Consider the following 16543-nt stretch of genomic DNA (forward strand, 5'->3'; position numbering starts at 1 on the left):
CAGGTAGTGCTCTGGCAACGGCAACGACGATCGCTACCATCCTCCGCACTCACCCATGCAGCAAAGGGTGTGGGTCTACAAAAATGGGTCGGGTTTGTACAGGTAGATCGCGGAACCCATGATCAAAAGCACGGTTGCGCTCAATGAGCATGCCAAAACCAGTGATTTAGGCCATTGCGCGATGCGGACCACCAGCGCGCAGGGGCGCAGTGCCATCCAGGGCGCAGCCAAAAAGGATGCAATCAACAGCAACGTGCAAAACAGGCCGAAGCGCTCTGAGGGAGTCAGCAGGGTGAAATCTGAAATGACGAACAAGAAAGAGCCCACCAAAAGCCAGGCAATGGACTCGACTGCTGAGAGCCTTGCTCTTGAAGACTCACGCACCCCAGGCCGCGCAAGAAATCGGTACGAGAGAATCAGCGTGCAGGCAAGCAGCGCTGGCAAGGAGAGGAACGCAAATCCCATTGCGAAACCGCTGAGCGCACCGATGGCGATATAGATCATTGGAGTAAGCAACAACCCCATCACCACCGAAGACAGCACGACCACTGGAAAGTAAGCCATCGGCTGGTTGCGAGTGCAGCAGATTTGATCAATCAGCAAAATGAAGGTGCTCGGCTCACACGCCTTCCACGCACACCATGCGCATGACGGCCGCGCCTTCGCGGGCCGCCTTGGCCTTCTGGTACTCGGGCGTGTCGTAGAACGCGCGGGCCGCCTCGAAGCTTGGGAACTTCAGCAGCACGGTGCGGCCGGGGTTCCAATCGCCTTCGAGCACCTCGACCTTGCCGCCGCGGATGCAGACCTCGGCGCCATGCACCTGCATGGCGTGGGTGCTCCACTTCTTGTACTCCTCGTACTGCGTCGGGTTGGTGACGGTGACGGATGCGATGACGTAACCACTGCTCATGGCTCAGGCTCCAAAGTTGTTTTCGAGGAATCCGTTGCGCTTGGTGATGGTGTCCAGCGCCACCAGCGTTTCCAGCAGCGCCTTCATGTGCTTGAGCGGCACGGCGTTGGGGCCGTCCGACAGGGCCTTGGCCGGGTCGGGGTGCGTTTCCATGAAGAGGCCCGCCACGCCCACCGCGACGGCGGCGCGGGCCAGCACCGGGACCATCTCACGCTGGCCGCCGCTGCTGGTGCCCTGGCCGCCCGGCAACTGCACCGAGTGGGTGGCGTCGAACACGACCGGCGCCCCGGTCTCGCGCATGATGGCCAAGCCGCGCATGTCGGACACGAGGTTGTTGTAGCCGAAGCTCGCACCCCGCTCGCAGGCCATGAAGCTGTCCTCGGGCAGGCCGGCTTCCAGCGCGGCGGCGCGGGCCTTGTCGATCACGTTCTTCATGTCGTGCGGCGCGAGGAACTGGCCCTTCTTGATGTTCACCGGCTTGCCCGACTGCGCCACCGCGCGGATGAAGTCGGTCTGGCGGCACAGGAAGGCGGGCGTCTGCAGCACATCGACCACCTTGGCGGCCTCGGTGATGTCGTCCTCGGTGTGTACGTCGGTCAGCACGGGCACGTCCAGGTCGCGCCGGATCTTGGCCAGGATCTCCAGGCCCTTCTCGCGGCCGGGGCCGCGAAAGCTGGTGCCCGAAGAGCGGTTGGCCTTGTCGAAACTGCTCTTGAAGATGAACGGAATACCCAGTGCCGCCGCTGTCTCCTTCAGCTGGCCGGCCACGTCCATCTGCAGTTGCTCGGACTCGATCACGCAGGGGCCCGCGATGAGGAAGAAGCGGTGTTCCAGGCCGACGTCGAAGCCGCAGAGTTTCATGGCAGGGGTTCTTTCTTTTCTCGTCGTTGCTTCGGAAGAAGGCTTTCAGGCCGCCGCGAGGGCTGGCTGCTGGCTCTTTTGGCGCTCCACGGCCGCCTTGATGAAGGCGTTGAAGAGCGGGTGGCCGTTCCACGGCGTCGATTTGAATTCGGGGTGGAACTGCACACCGATGTACCAGGGGTGCACGCTCTTGGGCAACTCGACGATCTCGGTGAGCTGCTCGCGCTGCGTGAGCGCCGAGATCACCAGGCCCGCCTTGCGCAGCTGGTCGAGGTAGTTCACGTTGGCTTCGTAGCGGTGGCGGTGCCGCTCGGTGACGATGTTGCCGTAGATCTCGTGCGCCAGCGTGCCGGACGCCACGTCCGAACTCTGCGCGCCCAGGCGCATGGTGCCGCCCAGGTCGGAGTTCTCGTTGCGCGTCTTGATCGTGCCGTCGGCGTCCTTCCACTCGGTGATCAGGGCGATCACGGGGTGGGGCGTGGCAGGCTCGAACTCGGTGCTGTTGGCATCCTTGAGGCCGGCCACGTGGCGCGCGTATTCGATGGTGGCGACCTGCATGCCCAGGCAGATGCCCAGGTAGGGCACCTGGTGCTCGCGGGCATAGCGGGCCGTGCTGATCTTGCCTTCCACGCCGCGCGCACCGAATCCGCCGGGCACCAGGATGGCGTCGTACTTGGCGAGCTTCTCGGCCGCGTCGGCCGCGCCGATGGTCTCGGAATCGATGTGCTCGATCTTCACGCGCACATGGTTCTTCATGCCGGCATGGCGCAGCGCCTCGTTCACCGACTTGTAGCTGTCGGACAGGTCCACGTACTTGCCCACCATGGCGATGGTGACCTCGCCTTGCGGATGCTCGGTTTCGTAGACGAGCTGGTCCCAGCGCTTGAGGGTGGTGGGCGGCGTGTTCAGGCGCAGCTTGTCGCAGATCAGGCCGTCCAGGCCCTGCTCGTGCAGCATGCGCGGCACCTTGTAGATGGTGTCCACGTCCCACATGCTGATCACGCCCCATTCGGGCACGTTGGTGAACAGCGAGATCTTGCCGCGCTCTTCCTCGGGAATGCGGCGGTCGGCGCGGCACAGCAGCGCGTCGGGCTGGATGCCGATCTTGCGCAGCTCCTGCACGGTGTGCTGGGTCGGCTTGGTCTTGAGTTCGCCCGCGGCGGCGATCCACGGCAGGTAGGTCAGGTGCACGAAGGCGGCGTTGTTGGGGCCGAGCTTGAGGCTCAGCTGACGCACCGCTTCGAGGAAGGGCAGGGACTCGATGTCGCCCACCGTGCCGCCGATCTCGACGATGGCCACGTCCACCGCGTCGCCCGTGCCCACGCCGGCGCCGCGCTTGATGTATTCCTGGATTTCGTTGGTGACGTGCGGAATGACCTGCACGGTCTTGCCGAGGTAGTCGCCGCGCCGTTCCTTCTCCAGCACGCTCTGGTAGATGCGGCCCGTGGTGAAGTTGTTGGTCTTTTTCATGCGCGTTTCGATGAAACGCTCATAGTGGCCGAGATCGAGGTCGGTTTCGGCGCCGTCGTCGGTGACGAAGACCTCGCCGTGCTGGAACGGGGACATGGTGCCCGGGTCCACGTTGATGTACGGGTCGAGCTTGATGAGGGTGACTTTGAGGCCCCGCGATTCGAGGATCGCGGCAAGGGAGGCTGAGGCGATTCCCTTGCCCAGGGAAGACACCACACCGCCGGTGACGAAGACAAATTTGGTCATGTCTTTTTTGGTGGTGGGAAATCGGGATTATAGAGGGCGGCCATCGGCCGCCCGGCCGGTGCCCGCGCCGACCCCGCGCCCCGTCTGCTAAATTGCGCGCCATGAACGAGCTCGCCGGCAAACACATTCTCCTGGGACTCTCCGGCGGCATCGCCTGCTACAAATCGGCCGAATTCGCCCGACTGCTGATCAAGGCCGGGGCCTCCGTGCAGGTCGTGATGACCGAGGCGGCTGCGCAGTTCATGACCCCCGTCACGATGCAGGCGCTGACCGGGCGCACGGTGTACCACTCGCAGTGGGACGCGCGCGAGCCCAACAACATGCCGCACATCAACCTGGGCCGCGAGGCCGACGCGATCGTCATTGCGCCGTGCAGCGCGGACTTCATCGCGCGTCTGGCGCAGGGGCGGTCCGACGAACTGCTGAGCCTGACCTGCCTGGCGCGGCCCATCGACCGCGTGCCGCTGCTGCTCGCCCCCGCCATGAACCGCGAGATGTGGGCGCACCCGGCCACGCAGCGCAACCTGGCGCAGGTCGCGCGCGACGGCGCCGTGGTGCTGGCCGTGGGCAACGGCGACCAGGCCTGCGGCGAGACTGGTGACGGCCGCATGCTGGAGCCGGCCGAACTGCTGGAGGAACTGACGGCGTTCTTCGCGCCCAAGGTACTGGCCGGCCAGCACGTGCTGGTGACGGCGGGCCCCACGTTCGAGGCCATCGACCCGGTGCGCGGCATCACCAACCGCTCCAGCGGCAAGATGGGCTTTTCCATCGCCCGCGCCGCGCGCGAGGCTGGCGCGCAAGTCACGCTGGTGGCGGGGCCGGTGCACCTGCCCACACCGCGCGGCGTGCGCCGCGTGGACGTGCAATCGGCACAAAACATGCTCGATGCCGTAGTGGAATATGCCTCGAATGCTACTATTTTTATAGCAACTGCTGCCGTGGCCGACTGGCGCCCCGCTCAAGCGGCCCGCCACAAGATCAAGAAGGACGGTTCCGGCGAGGTGCCTGCGCTGGCGTTCGTGGAGAACACGGACATCCTGGCCCAGGTGGCGAAATCCGAGCGCGCGCGCGCGGGGCAACTGTTCTGCGTCGGCTTTGCGGCGGAGAGCGAGGACCTGCTGCGCCACGCCAGCGCCAAGCGCGAGCGCAAGGGCGTACCGCTGCTGGTGGGCAACATCGGCCCGGCCACCTTCGGGCAGGACGACAACGCGCTGTTGCTGATCGATGCCCAGGGGCACCGCGAGCTGCCGCGCGCCTCCAAGCGCGAGCTGGCCCGCCAGTTGGTGGCCGAGATCGCCCGGCGCATTGCCGGCGCCGCCTGACATCCCGTCCGAGACACCCCCCGTGCAGCATCCCTTGCGCCCCGAATGGGACACGCCGCCCGACGGCGATTTCGCGAGCTACGTCGAGCGGCTCAGCCGCATGCAGCATCCGGCCCATTCGCTGGCGCCCGGTGAGGAGCCTGGCCACTACGGTGCCCGCCCGACTGTCGTCGGTACGGCAGCGAAAGGCGCAGCCGTGAAGGCGCCCGTCCGCGATGCGGTGACGCGTCCGGCCTCTCTGGCGATGCCGGGCGCCCAAGGGCTCCGGCTGTTGCGCCTGGCACGGGCGGTGCTGCTCCTGCTGGTGCTGGCCAAAGCGGTGGCATGGCTGGCTTTCGCCTGGGGTTCGCTGTTCGGCGTCGTATCGCTCTGCCTGCTGTGGTGGGGCCTGGGCGCGGCCGGGCGCCTGCTGTCCGGCGGCCCGCCATCATCGCCCGGCACCGACCGTGCCGCAGCGCTGCAAACCGTGCTGGAGGCGCTGCGCCACGCGGCGCGCCAGCCCCCGAATTCCCGTTTTCCCAAGAAGTGAATTGAACCTGTGAAGATCGACGTCAAGATTCTCGACCCCCGCATGGCAGCGCAGCTGCCTTCCTACGCCACGCCGGGCAGCGCCGGCCTCGACCTGCGCGCCTGCCTGGACGAGCCGCTCACGCTGCAGCCCAACGCTTGGCAACTGGTGCCCACCGGGATCGCCATCTATCTGAAAGACCCCGGGTATGCCGCCCTGATCCTTCCGCGTTCGGGCCTGGGGCACAAGCATGGCATCGTGCTGGGCAATCTGGTGGGGCTGATCGACAGCGACTACCAGGGCCAGCTCATGGTCAGCGCCTGGAACCGCAGCGACACGGCGTTCACCCTGGAGCCCATGGAGCGGCTGGCCCAACTGGTCATCGTGCCGGTGGTGCAGGCGCAGTTCAACGTGGTCAGCGACTTTCCCGCCACGCAGCGCGGCGAAGGCGGCTACGGCTCGACGGGCCAGGCCTGATCGGTCTGACAGGCCCTCCATTTCGGTCGTTTGTAGGCCGGCGCCGACATGGCTGCCGGTATCTGTCTTGCCTGCCGGGCCGCGATTGCCCGTCGGGCTCCGGGGTGGGCTGCATGGTGCAATCCGCTTCACGTCAAAGGCTTTGAAGGCCTGCGCATCGCTCTGAAGGAGAACTCTCATGTCCCGTTTCATCCGCTCCGCCACCCTGGCAGGTTCCGTCGCCCTGGTGACCCTGCTCTCGGCCTGCGCTCAGCAACCGCGCTATTCCAACAACTACCCCGCCCAGCCCCAGCCAGGCTATTCCTCCTACCCCGCTGCGCAGAACCAGAACCAGAACGGCACCGAGTTCGGCGTGGTCTCCAACATCGAAACCCTGCACGCGCGCAACCGCGGCACCAGTGGCGCGGGTGCCGTGCTGGGCGCGGTGGCCGGCGGCGTGCTGGGCAACCAGGTGGGCAAGGGCAGCGGCCGTGCCGCAGCCACCGTGCTGGGTGCCGTGGGCGGCGGTGTGGTGGGTAACCAGATCGAAGGCCGCACCGGCAACAACAACGACGGCCAGGCCGAGGGCTACCGCCTGACGATCCAGCTGGATCAGGGCGGCCAGCGCGTCTATGACGTGACCACGCCAGGCGACCTGCGCACCGGCGACCGCGTGCGCCTGTATGGCGGCCAGATCTCGCGCATCTGACCTCCCATGGTCTCGTCGCCTGCCTCGCATGCGTGGCAGGCACCCCATGCAAAACGGGCCCCGAGGGGCCCGTTTTGCATGGGTCGATGAATCGGTCAGTGAAGGGTGGGTGCGTCCGCCGCGGGCGGTTGGATGCGGAAGAAGCCGGTGCCGGCCGAGCCGCGGCCGATCTCTTCCTCGGTGGCCTCGCGCACGCTTTGCACGGTGAGGTGCAGGCGCAGCGCGATGCCGGCCAGCGGGTGGTTGCCGTCGAGCACGATGTGCTCCGGGTAGATCTGGGCCACGGTGTACAGCACGTCGCGCGGGGCCTCTGGGTTGGTGCCCTGCGGCAGCGCGCTGCCTTCGACCGTCATGCCTTCTTCCAGGTCGGCGGGAAAGAGGTTGCGCGGTTCGAGGAACAGCAGCTGGTCCTGGTAGTCGCCGAAGGCTTCCTCGGGCTCCAGGTGCAGCGACAGCGACGTGCCCGCGGCATGGCCTTGCAGGGCCTCTTCGATGCGCGCGAGCAGATCGTCGCCGCCGACGAGAAACTCCACCGGCTCATCGAGCACGTCCAGCTCCTCGCCCAGGGTGTCTTTCAGGATCCAGGTCAAAGCGACCACACATTGTTGGTTGATTTCCATAGGAGAATTGTCGCAGTTCGACCCTCGTCCGCGCACGCGGCATCAATTCCCCATGGATGTTCAACAACCTCTGGCGCTGCTGGGCGGGCTCACGCCGGCGCAGTTCATGCGCCGCCACTGGCAGAAAAAGCCCTTGCTGGTTCGCCAGGCCATCGCCGCGTTCGACCCGCCGGTGCAACGTGCCGAATTGTTCGCGCTCGCCGCGCAAGAGAGCGTCGAATCGCGCCTCGTGCAGCACAAGGCCGGCGCTTGGAAGCTGCGCCACGGCCCTTTCGCGCGCCGTTCTCTGCCCCCGCTCACCACGCGCGAGTGGACGCTGCTGGTGCAGGGCGTCGATCTGCATGACGACGCGGTGCATGCGCTGATGGAGCAGTTTTGCTTCGTGCCGCGCGCGCGGCTCGACGACCTGATGATCAGCTATGCCTCCGATGGCGGCGGCGTCGGGCCGCATTTCGACAGCTACGACGTCTTCCTGCTCCAGGCCCAGGGGCGTCGGCGCTGGCGCATCGGCCGGCAGAAGGACCTCACGCTGCGCGAGGGCATCCCGCTCAAGGTGCTGGCGCAGTTCGAGCCCGAGCAGGAGTTCGTGCTCGAGCCCGGGGACATGCTCTACCTGCCCCCGCGCTATGCGCACGATGGCATCGCCGAAGGCGAATGCATGACCTACTCCATCGGGTTCCGCTCCCCCGCACGCAACGGGATCGCGCAGGAGCTGCTGTCGCGCCTGGCCGACGATGCCGCCGATGACGATGCGCCACCCCAGCTGTACCGTGATCCGTCGCAGGCCGCGGTGGCGCAGACTGGCGAGATTCCCCCGGCGCTGCAGGCCTTTGCCCGCCAGGCGCTGGAGCGGGCCCTGTCCGAGCCGCTGGCACTGGAGCGCGCCCTGGGCGAGAGCCTGACCGAGCCCAAGCCCAACGTGTGGTTCGAGCCCGGGGCGGTGGGGGGCCTGCTGGAGGGCGTTCAACTGGACCGCCGCACCCGCATGGTGTATGACGCGCGCCATGTGTTCATCAACGGCGACAGCTACCTGGCGGCAGGCCGCGATGCCACCCTCATGCGCCGGCTGGCCGATGAGCGCGTGCTGCGCCCCCGCGATCTCGCGCGCGCCAGCGACGATGCGCTGGAGCTGCTGTCGTCCTGGTGCGAAACGGGTTGGGCGCACGCCTGGTCGCCGCCCGATTGATGAAACGTTGAACGCGCAAAGGCGCAGTCACCCCGAGGAGCCACCGATGTCCGATGCATTCCCCCGCCCTTCCGAGTCGGCCGCTGCACTGCCCGCCGGGCGTTTCAATGGACGGGAGGACTTTCGCCAGTGGGTGCGCGACGGGCTGGCCTGCGCGGCCCGGGAGGGCTGGAACGAGATCGTGCTGAGCGACTTCGACTTTCACGACTGGCCGCTTGGCGAGCGCGAGGTGATCGATTCGCTGCAGTCTTGGGCGCGCCGCGGGCGCCGCCTCACGGTGCTGGCCGGAACGTACGACGAAATGGTGCGGCGCCATGCGCGCTTCGTACAGTGGCGCGGCGTGTGGGACCATGTGATCGAATGCCGCCGCGCACCCACGGCGGACCGCCTGGAACTGCCCAGCGTGCTCTGGTCCGATGCCTGGGTGCTGCAACGGCTGGACCCCGAGCGCTGTGCTGGGGTGGCCGGCCGCGAGCCCGAGCGACGCCTGCTGGCGCGCGAGGCCTTCAACGAATGGCTGCTGCGCAAGAGTTCGCCGGGGTTTCCGGCGACCACGCTGGGGCTGTGAATAATGCGCTGCTCATTTTGGCGATTTACCGAAGAGAAACAAAACGTCCCGTCGGTGTTAGTCTGTATTGACGGAATCTCCCTATAATTTGCGGTTGAAGTAAAAAAAGGCGCCCCTGAGCGCCAAGCACCGCCAAAGAGCACGCTGCAAGAGGGCGCCAATGGCGGCAATTCCAATATCCGTCTGTCCAATAGGAAAAACTGAAATGAAGAACTCTCTCGTTCTGGCTGCTCTGGTCGCCTCCGTCGCTCTCGCCGCTTGCGGCAAGAAGGAAGAAGCCGCTGCGCCCGCACCGGCTCCCGCTCCTGTGGAAGCACCCGCACCAGCACCAGCTCCCGCTCCCGTGGTGACGCCTGCTGCTTCCGACGCAGCCCCTGCCATGACCGCTCCCGCGTCCGACGCTGCTTCCGCTCCAGCAGGCGACGCTGCCAAGGCCGCTGCCGACGCTGCTGCTGCAGCCGCTGCCGGCGCTTCCACCGCCAAGTAAGCGATCGCTCCAACCGGCTTCGGCACACCGTGCCGGAGTCTGGCAAAAAGCCCCGTACCACCAGGTCGGGGCTTTTTTATTGGGCGAGTCGTTGGTGTGGTTTCGCAGGGGTACGAGATGCGAGATGCCTTGCGGACCTCAAGGCGCTACAAGGGACGCGGCCTGCCGAAAGATCAGCCGCAGGCGATCCAGTCGGAGCCGGTGACCGGGCTGGCCACGTCCACGCGCGAGGTGTCCCACCCCAAGGCCGAGGCCAGCGCGGCCTGGGCCAGTTCGGGGCGGTTGTTCTGCGCGCTGAGGTGGGCCGCCACCACGCGGCTCAGCCCCGTGTGCTGCATGGCCCGAAGGATGTCGGCGGCCACGGTGTTGGCCAGGTGGCCGTAGAGGCCGCTGATGCGGCGCTTCAGGAACGCCGGGTAGCTGGAGACGGCGAGCAGATCGGGGTCGTGGTTGGATTCCAGCAGCAACGCATGGCAGCCCTGGAGGTGGGCCAGCACATGGTCGGTGGCATGGCCCAGGTCGGTCAGCAGGCCGATGTGCGTCGCGCCGTCGCTGCAGCGCAGCTGCAGCGGCTCGCGGGCGTCGTGGGGCACGGTGAAGGGCAGGGCCTCGAACGCGCCCAGATCGATGGGCACGCCGTCCTGCGCGATGTTCAGCAGCCCATCCAGGCCCGGCGCGCCGATGGCCGTGTAGGTGCCGTGGCTCATCCAGACCGGAATGCGGTGCCTGAGCACCAGTTTCTCCATGCAGCCCACGTGGTCCGAATGCTCGTGGGTGATGAACAGGGCGTCGAGGTCATCGATCGACAGCCCGGCGGCGGCGAGGCGCGATGCCAGTTGCCGTGGCCCCAGCCCGCAGTCGATGAGCAGCCGCCGCACCTGCGTGCCGCAGCGCCCCTCCACCACCGTGGCGTTGCCAGAACTGCCGCTGCCCAGGTTCTTGAAACGCAGCACGCAGTCCCGGGCCTGGATTACTTCAGGTCGTCCGTCAGCACGCGCACGATGCGCTCGGCATTGGCCGACGTCTCGGGCGCACCGGCGGCGTTCAGGACGGACACCGTGCTCTTGTTCTCGACGCTGCGCACCACGACGCGGTACTTGACCGGTGCTGCGGCATCCGACGAGCGGCCCAGCAGCTTGCCGAAGAAGCCGGGGTCCTTCTTCTCGGTGGGCTCGACGTAGCGCACGAAATAGATGCCCTGGGCACGGTCGCGGTCTTCCACCGTGAAGCCGGTGCGGTCAAGCGCCAGGCCCACGCGGCGCCATGCACGGTCGAAGTTCTCGTCCAGTTCCACCACGGGCACATTGCCCTGGCGTGCCATGCGGGCCGTGGGCACCTGCTGTGCGGGCGCGGCCGCGATGGCGCGGGACTGCTCCTGGCTCACGCCCAGCTTGACCATCAGGCGGCGCAGGAATTCGGTTTCCAGCTCCGGATCGACCGGGCGGGGCTGCCAGACGGTGCTTTCCTTCTGGGCGGAGGTGTAGACCTCGACCATGCCGCGGTGGCTGATGAAGATTTCGGTGCTGCCATTGGGGCCGCGCTCCAGGCGGGTGCGGAACTTGTCGCGCTCGCCGGTGGAGTAGACCGAGTCGAACACCTTGCCGATGGTGGAGCGGATGATGTCCTGCGGCAGCTTGGCGCGGTTTTCGGCCCAGTCGGTTTCCATGATGCCGAGGTTGGCCTGGTCCTGCACCAGCACGAAGCCGTTCTCGGTCCAGAAGTCGCGCACCGGGTCCCACAGGACGTCAGCGGGGCGGCTCACGACCAGCCAGCGCTGGTTGCCGTCGCGTTCGATGCGCACGTCGCCGATGTTGCGCGTGGCCGCGTTCACGGCGCCCACGGGCTTTTGCGACTGGCCGGCCTCGAAGGCGGCTGCCGACACCACGCCACCCGGCACGGCGTAGCGCGAGTCGCGCGAGATCTGGTTCAGGTCCGGTGGCACCTCAAGCGTCGCGCCCTTGGTGGCGCTCTTGTAGTCGATCTTGTCGTTCTCCAGGACGGAGCAGGCGGACAGGGCCATGGCAAGGCCCAGCAGGCCCAGGCGGTTGATAGCGTTCACGCGGAAATCCTCTTTGGTGTCTGGGGAGAGCGGGGCAGGCAAGGCGGCGGGCCTGATGGATTACAGCAGGCCGCTGGCGCGAAGGGCGGCTTCCACCACGGCTTCGTTGCCTTGGCTCAGCGGGGTCATGGGCAGGCGCATCGCGCCGCCGCACCGGCCCAGGCGGTGCATCGCCCACTTCACCGGAATCGGGTTGGCTTCGACGAACAGCTGCTTGTGGGTGGGCATGAGCTGGAACTGGATTTCCATGGCGCGGCGCACATCGCCGGCCAGCGCGGCCACGCACAGTTCGTGCATGAGGCGCGGCGCCACGTTGGCGGTCACGCTGATGTTGCCCTGGCCGCCGCACAGCATGAGCGCCACGGCCGTCGGATCGTCGCCGGAATACACGGCGAAGCCCTTGGGCACGTCGCGGATCAGCCACTGCGCGCGTTCGATGTTGCCGGTGGCTTCCTTGATGCCGATGATGCCGGGCACCTGTGCCAGGCGCAGCACGGTGTCGTGCAGCATATCGGCCACGGAGCGACCGGGCACGTTGTACAGCACGATGGGCAGGTCGCCCACCGCTTCGGCGATCGCCTTGAAGTGCTGGTACTGGCCCTCTTGCGTGGGCTTGTTGTAGTAGGGCACGACCTGCAGCTGCGAGTCGGCGCCGACCTTCTTGGCGAAGCGGGCCAGCTCGATGGCCTCGGCCGTGGAGTTGGCGCCGCAGCCGGCCATGATGGGCACGCGCTTGGCGGCCTGCTCGACGGCCACGCGGATGATTTCGCAGTGTTCTTCGACGTTCACCGTGGGCGATTCGCCGGTGGTGCCCACCACGCCGATGCAGTCGGTGCCTTCGGCGACGTGCCAGTCGATCAGTTGGCGCAGGGTGGGGTAGTCCACGCTGCCGTCCTCGTGCATGGGGGTGACGAGGGCGACGATGCTGCCGGTGAGAGAGCTGGGAGGGGTCATGTCCGCGGTGGAAAACGGGTAAAGGAGCATTCTAACTAGAGCGGCGGTGCGAGCCGGTGGCGTGCCGGTGCGGCCCCCTCTTGCAGCCGGACCGCGGCGATGCGCTGGACGAATCGCTCCGGTGCATCGAGGAAGCCATCTTCATAGGCCACCGTGCACAGACCCGCGCAGGCCTGCAGCAGTTCCCCGGGCCGCAAGAGAAAGTCCGGCCGGGCCGGGCGGCCGACGGTTTCGTTGCCCGCAGCGAAGGTTTCGTACAGCAGCACGCCGCCGGGCGCGACGCTGGCCACCAGCGTGGGCAGGAGCGGCCGCCACAGGTACCGGGTGACGACCACGGCGCCGAAGGTGCGACCCGCCAACGGCCAGGGCCCGGCTTCGATGTCCGCGCAGAGGATTTCGCCCAGCCCCCGCAAAGGGGTCAGCGCGTCGGGGTCGCGGTCCACGCCGGTCACGGGATGCCCGCGCCCGTGGAGCCAGCGCAGGTGCCGGCCGCTGCCGCAGGCCACGTCCAGCACGCTGGCGCCGGGCGGCACGAGGTGGGCCCAGCGCTGGATCCACTCCGAAGGCGGTTCAAGACCCTGCGGTGCCGGCATTTGCTATGAAAATAATAGCTACCATGGCAATGAAATCCATGGCATGAGGGCGGTTGGGCACCATTTTCAGAAGCAGGCCCACAGCTGGTCGGCCATCATCACCACGAAGTCCGGCTCCGCATACAGGAGGAACACGGCGGCCAGCAGCACCGCGCCGGCAGCGCCCCAGGCCCACGCCCGGCGGACGCGGGCAGGGCCCGGCAGCGGGCGATGCGACGGGTGCGAGGTCGATGGCATGGTCAGCGCCTTTCAGGCCGAGGCCGGTTGCGGCGCCCGGTGGATCGGGCTTTCCTTGACCGGCAGGTTCACCAGCCCGGCCAGCACGCCCAGGCCGATGGCCAGGTACCAGACCAGGTCGTAGCTGCCGGTGGTGTCGTACAGATAGCCTCCCAGCCAGACGCCCAGGAAGCTGCCGATCTGGTGGCTGAAGAACACGAACCCGCCCAGCATGGACAGGTGCTGCACGCCGAAGATCTGCGCCACCGTGGCGTTGGTGGGCGGGATGGTGGACAGCCACAGCACGCCCATCACCGCCGAGAACACGTACACCGACAGGGGCGACAGCGGCACCAGCAGGAACACGCTGATCGCCACGGCCCGGGCGAAGTAGATGAAGGCGAGGATGTAGCGCTTGGGATTGCGCTGGCCCAGCGTGCCGGCGATGTACGTGCCGAACACGTTGAACAGACCGATCAGCGCCAGCGCGTAGCTGGCCACCTGCGGCGACATGCCGTGGTCCTTGAGGTAGCTGGGCATGTGCACGCCGATGAACACCACCTGGAAGCCGCAGACGAAGTAGCCCGCCGTCAGCATCAGGAAGCTCGGGTAGCGCAGCGCCTCGCCCATCGCCTGGCCCACCGTCTGCGAGCGCGCGGTGGTGGTGCGGCTTCGAAAGCCCGGCTCGCGCAGGCCGAAGGCCAGCGGCACGATCAGCAGCACCATGGCCGAGAGCACCAGCAGCGCCTCCTGCCAGCCCAGGCGCACGATGAGCTGGCCCTCCACCGGCACCATCAGGAACTGCCCGAACGAGCCGGCCGCCGCTGCCACGCCCATGGCCCAGGAACGCCTCTCCGGGGCGATCTGCCGGCCCAGCACGCCGTAGATGACCGCATAGGTGGTGCCGGCCTGCGCCGCGCCGATCAGCACGCCCGCGGTCAGGGCGAAGAGCGCCGGCGTGGGCGACAGGGCCATGCCGACCAGGCCCAGGCCGTACAGCACGGCCCCGCCGATCAGCACGCGGAAGGCGCCGAACCGGTCGGCCGCCATGCCCGCGAAGATGCCGAAGCAGCCCCAGGCGAGGTTCTGCACCGCGATGGCCAGCGCGAACGACTGGCGGGTCCAGCCCATGTCCTGGGTGATGGGCTGCAGCCACAGCCCGAAGCCGTGGCGGATGCCCATGGACAGCGTGACGATGGCGGCGCCACACACCAATACCTGGGCCATGGACAATTTCTGGGGGTCTTGAGGCATCCGGCAAATGTAGCCAAAGCGGCGCATCCGCGTGCACGCCTTCGCGACCCATTCCACCGCGGGCATCGGCGGCAGGTGAAAAGAAGGCTGGGTTTATATCCAGCCCATCCTGACCTGCGGCACTACAATCCGCCCCCATGGCAGCCAAACCCTCCTCCACCCCGCCAAGCGAATACTCCGAAGGCTCGATCCGCGTCCTCAAGGGACTGGAACCCGTCAAGCAGCGTCCGGGCATGTACACCCGCACCGACAACCCGCTGCACATCATCCAGGAAGTGCTGGACAACGCGGCCGACGAGGCGCTCGCCGGCCATGGCAAGAAGATCAAGGTCACGCTGCACGCCGACGGCTCGGTCAGCGTGGAAGACGACGGCCGCGGCATTCCGTTCGGCCTGCACCCCGAAGAGAAGGCGCCGGTGATCGAGCTGGTCTTCACCCGTCTGCACGCGGGCGGCAAGTTCGACAAGGGGTCGGGCGGCGCCTACAGCTTCTCGGGCGGCCTGCACGGCGTGGGCGTCTCGGTGACCAATGCGCTGGCCCTGCGTCTGGAGGCCAGCACCCACCGCGAGGGCAAGGTGGCCCGCCTGGTGTTCGAAGGCGGCGACGTGACCGAGCCGCTGGTGGCCCGCCCTCTGGCCGCCGGCGAGCGCAAGCAGGGCACCACGGTGCGCGTGTGGCCCGACGGCAAATACTTCGAGGCGACCGCGCTGCCCATGGGCGAGCTCACGCACCTGCTGCGCAGCAAGGCGGTGCTGATGCCCGGCGTGTCGGTCTCCCTCGTCAACGAGAAGACGCGCGAGACGCAGACCTGGCAGTACAAGGGCGGCCTGCGCGACTACCTCGGCCAGACGCTGAACGCCGACCCGGTGATCCCGCTGTTCGAAGGCGAAGGCTTTGCCGACCGCCACCACGAGAGCTTCGCCGAAGGCGAGGGCGCCGCCTGGTGCGTGGCCTTCACCGAGGACGGCCACCCGGTGCGCGAGAGCTACGTCAACCTGATTCCCACCAGCGCGGGCGGCACGCACGAAAGCGGCCTGCGCGACGGCCTGTTCAATGCCGTCAAAAGCTTTATCGAACTGCATTCGCTGCTGCCCAAGGGCGTCAAGCTGCTGCCCGAGGACGTCTTCGCCCGCGCCAGCTACGTGCTGTCGGCCAAGGTGCTGGACCCGCAGTTCCAGGGCCAGATCAAGGAGCGGCTGAATTCCCGCGACGCGGTGCGGCTGGTGAGCGGCTTCGTGCGCCCGGCGCTCGAGCTGTGGCTGAACCAGCACGTCGACTATGGCAAGAAGCTCGCCGAGCTGGCCATCAAGGCCGCGCAGACCCGCCAGAAGGCCGGGCAGAAGGTCGAAAAGCGCAAGGGCTCCGGCGTGGCCGTGCTGCCCGGCAAGCTGACCGACTGCGAGAGCCGCGACTTGGCCCATAACGAGGTCTTCCTGGTCGAGGGCGACTCGGCCGGCGGCAGCGCCAAGATGGGCCGCGACAAGGAAAGTCAGGCCATCCTGCCGCTGCGCGGCAAGGTGCTCAACACCTGGGAGGTGGACCGCGACCGGCTCTTCGGCAACACCGAGATCCACGACATTTCCGTGGCCATCGGCGTGGACCCGCATGGCCCCAACGATTCGCCCGACCTCTCGGGCCTGCGCTACGGCAAGGTCTGCATCCTGTCCGATGCCGACGTGGACGGATCGCACATCCAGGTGCTGCTGCTCACCCTGTTCTTCCGCCATTTCCCGAAGCTCATCGAGACCGGCCACATCTACGTGGCGCGCCCGCCGCTGTTTCGCGTGGACGTGCCGGCGCGCGGCAAGAAGCCGGCCTCCAAGATGTATGCGCTGGACGAGGGCGAGCTGGTGGCCATTCTCGACAAATGCGCCAAGGACGGCGTGGCGCGCGAGAAGTGCCAGATTAGCCGCTTCAAGGGCCTGGGCGAGATGAACGCCGAGCAGCTGTGGGAAACCACGCTCAACCCCGACACGCGCCGCCTGCTGCCCGTGCAACTGGGCGACATGGACTTCGCCGCCACCGAGGGCCTCATCACCAAGCTGATGGGCAAGGGCGAGGCCGCCGCGCGCCGCGAACTGATGGAACTGCACGGCGACGCCGTGGAAGTGGACATCTGAGCCA

19 protein-coding genes are annotated in these 16543 nt (G+C 67.3%); 8 read left to right on the forward strand and 11 right to left on the reverse strand.

Annotated elements, in window-relative coordinates; all coding sequences use genetic code 11:
- Nucleotides 1-75: 75 nt before the first annotated feature.
- From AVTE2539_RS14110 to pyrG, 4 genes are read right to left on the reverse strand one after another with little or no spacing between them, the layout of a single operon-like run.
- Entirely contained in the window at nt 76-564 is a 489-nt protein-coding gene (locus AVTE2539_RS14110) for a hypothetical protein (protein ID WP_284411455.1), read from the reverse strand.
- A 55-nt stretch (nt 565-619) separates the two neighbouring features.
- Complete coding sequence (locus AVTE2539_RS14115; protein WP_272568055.1) at nt 620-910, reverse strand: DUF1330 domain-containing protein; 291 nt, start codon at nt 908-910, stop codon at nt 620-622.
- A 3-nt stretch (nt 911-913) separates the two neighbouring features.
- A complete protein-coding gene (gene kdsA, locus AVTE2539_RS14120) occupies nt 914-1771 on the reverse strand; it encodes a 3-deoxy-8-phosphooctulonate synthase (protein WP_272568056.1) in 858 nt (285 codons plus the stop codon).
- 45 nt (nt 1772-1816) lie between these two features.
- Nucleotides 1817-3487, reverse strand: a complete 1671-nt coding sequence (gene pyrG, locus AVTE2539_RS14125) for a CTP synthase (RefSeq protein WP_272568057.1) — start codon at nt 3485-3487, stop codon at nt 1817-1819.
- Nucleotides 3488-3588: 101 nt separating this feature from the next.
- Here pyrG and coaBC point away from each other — a divergent pair, with 101 nt between their 5' ends.
- From coaBC to AVTE2539_RS14145, 4 genes are all read left to right on the forward strand, one after another.
- Nucleotides 3589-4809 carry a bifunctional phosphopantothenoylcysteine decarboxylase/phosphopantothenate--cysteine ligase CoaBC gene (gene coaBC, locus AVTE2539_RS14130; RefSeq protein WP_284411456.1) on the forward strand — a complete coding sequence of 407 codons (1221 nt, stop codon included), beginning with the start codon at nt 3589-3591 and terminating at the stop codon, nt 4807-4809.
- Nucleotides 4810-4831: 22 nt separating this feature from the next.
- On the forward strand, nt 4832-5338 hold the full coding sequence (locus AVTE2539_RS14135; RefSeq protein ID WP_284411458.1) for a hypothetical protein: 507 nt from the start codon (nt 4832-4834) through the stop codon (nt 5336-5338).
- A 9-nt stretch (nt 5339-5347) separates the two neighbouring features.
- Nucleotides 5348-5794: a dUTP diphosphatase gene (gene dut, locus AVTE2539_RS14140; RefSeq protein WP_272568060.1), complete on the forward strand. Its 447-nt coding sequence runs from the start codon at nt 5348-5350 to the stop codon at nt 5792-5794.
- Nucleotides 5795-5972: 178 nt separating this feature from the next.
- On the forward strand, nt 5973-6482 hold the full coding sequence (locus AVTE2539_RS14145; RefSeq protein WP_272551741.1) for an outer membrane lipoprotein: 510 nt from the start codon (nt 5973-5975) through the stop codon (nt 6480-6482).
- 95 nt (nt 6483-6577) lie between these two features.
- Here AVTE2539_RS14145 and AVTE2539_RS14150 read toward each other — a convergent pair whose 3' ends face one another.
- Complete coding sequence (locus AVTE2539_RS14150; RefSeq protein WP_284411460.1) at nt 6578-7102, reverse strand: FKBP-type peptidyl-prolyl cis-trans isomerase; 525 nt, start codon at nt 7100-7102, stop codon at nt 6578-6580.
- A 52-nt stretch (nt 7103-7154) separates the two neighbouring features.
- On the opposite strand from AVTE2539_RS14150, the gene AVTE2539_RS14155 reads away from it, so the two are divergent.
- The 3 genes from AVTE2539_RS14155 to AVTE2539_RS14165 all read left to right on the forward strand — a co-directional run bounded on the left by AVTE2539_RS14155 (nt 7155) and on the right by AVTE2539_RS14165 (nt 9343).
- Complete coding sequence (locus AVTE2539_RS14155; RefSeq protein ID WP_284411462.1) at nt 7155-8288, forward strand: cupin domain-containing protein; 1134 nt, start codon at nt 7155-7157, stop codon at nt 8286-8288.
- Nucleotides 8289-8334: 46 nt separating this feature from the next.
- Nucleotides 8335-8856 carry a hypothetical protein gene (locus AVTE2539_RS14160; protein ID WP_284411464.1) on the forward strand — a complete coding sequence of 174 codons (522 nt, stop codon included), beginning with the start codon at nt 8335-8337 and terminating at the stop codon, nt 8854-8856.
- A 205-nt stretch (nt 8857-9061) separates the two neighbouring features.
- Nucleotides 9062-9343, forward strand: a complete 282-nt coding sequence (locus AVTE2539_RS14165) for a hypothetical protein (protein WP_284395434.1) — start codon at nt 9062-9064, stop codon at nt 9341-9343.
- A 173-nt stretch (nt 9344-9516) separates the two neighbouring features.
- Here the strand turns inward: AVTE2539_RS14165 and AVTE2539_RS14170 are convergent, their stop codons facing one another.
- The 6 genes from AVTE2539_RS14170 to AVTE2539_RS14195 form a co-directional block, all read right to left on the reverse strand.
- Nucleotides 9517-10296 carry an MBL fold metallo-hydrolase gene (locus AVTE2539_RS14170; protein WP_284406033.1) on the reverse strand — a complete coding sequence of 260 codons (780 nt, stop codon included), beginning with the start codon at nt 10294-10296 and terminating at the stop codon, nt 9517-9519.
- Nucleotides 10297-10313: 17 nt separating this feature from the next.
- The gene (gene bamC / locus AVTE2539_RS14175; RefSeq protein WP_284411466.1) at nt 10314-11402 is read right to left on the reverse strand and encodes an NlpB/DapX family lipoprotein; all 1089 of its coding nucleotides are present in this window, start codon (nt 11400-11402) and stop codon (nt 10314-10316) included.
- Nucleotides 11403-11462: 60 nt separating this feature from the next.
- Nucleotides 11463-12356 (reverse strand): 4-hydroxy-tetrahydrodipicolinate synthase, encoded by an 894-nt coding sequence (gene dapA, locus AVTE2539_RS14180; protein WP_272568071.1) that lies wholly within the window; start codon nt 12354-12356, stop codon nt 11463-11465.
- Between the two features lie 35 nt (nt 12357-12391).
- Nucleotides 12392-12949 (reverse strand): class I SAM-dependent methyltransferase, encoded by a 558-nt coding sequence (locus AVTE2539_RS14185; RefSeq protein WP_284411468.1) that lies wholly within the window; start codon nt 12947-12949, stop codon nt 12392-12394.
- A 66-nt stretch (nt 12950-13015) separates the two neighbouring features.
- Complete coding sequence (locus AVTE2539_RS14190; RefSeq protein WP_284406117.1) at nt 13016-13186, reverse strand: hypothetical protein; 171 nt, start codon at nt 13184-13186, stop codon at nt 13016-13018.
- A 12-nt stretch (nt 13187-13198) separates the two neighbouring features.
- The gene (locus AVTE2539_RS14195; protein ID WP_284411470.1) at nt 13199-14419 is read right to left on the reverse strand and encodes an MFS transporter; all 1221 of its coding nucleotides are present in this window, start codon (nt 14417-14419) and stop codon (nt 13199-13201) included.
- A gap of 137 nt (nt 14420-14556) precedes the next feature.
- Here AVTE2539_RS14195 and AVTE2539_RS14200 point away from each other — a divergent pair, with 137 nt between their 5' ends.
- Entirely contained in the window at nt 14557-16539 is a 1983-nt protein-coding gene (locus tag AVTE2539_RS14200) for a DNA topoisomerase IV subunit B (protein ID WP_272568075.1), read from the forward strand.
- Nucleotides 16540-16543: the final 4 nt, after the last annotated feature.

The sequence above is a fragment of the Acidovorax sp. SUPP2539 genome (assembly GCF_030158975.1).
In the GTDB taxonomy this organism is placed as follows: Bacteria; Pseudomonadota; Gammaproteobacteria; order Burkholderiales; family Burkholderiaceae_C; genus Paracidovorax.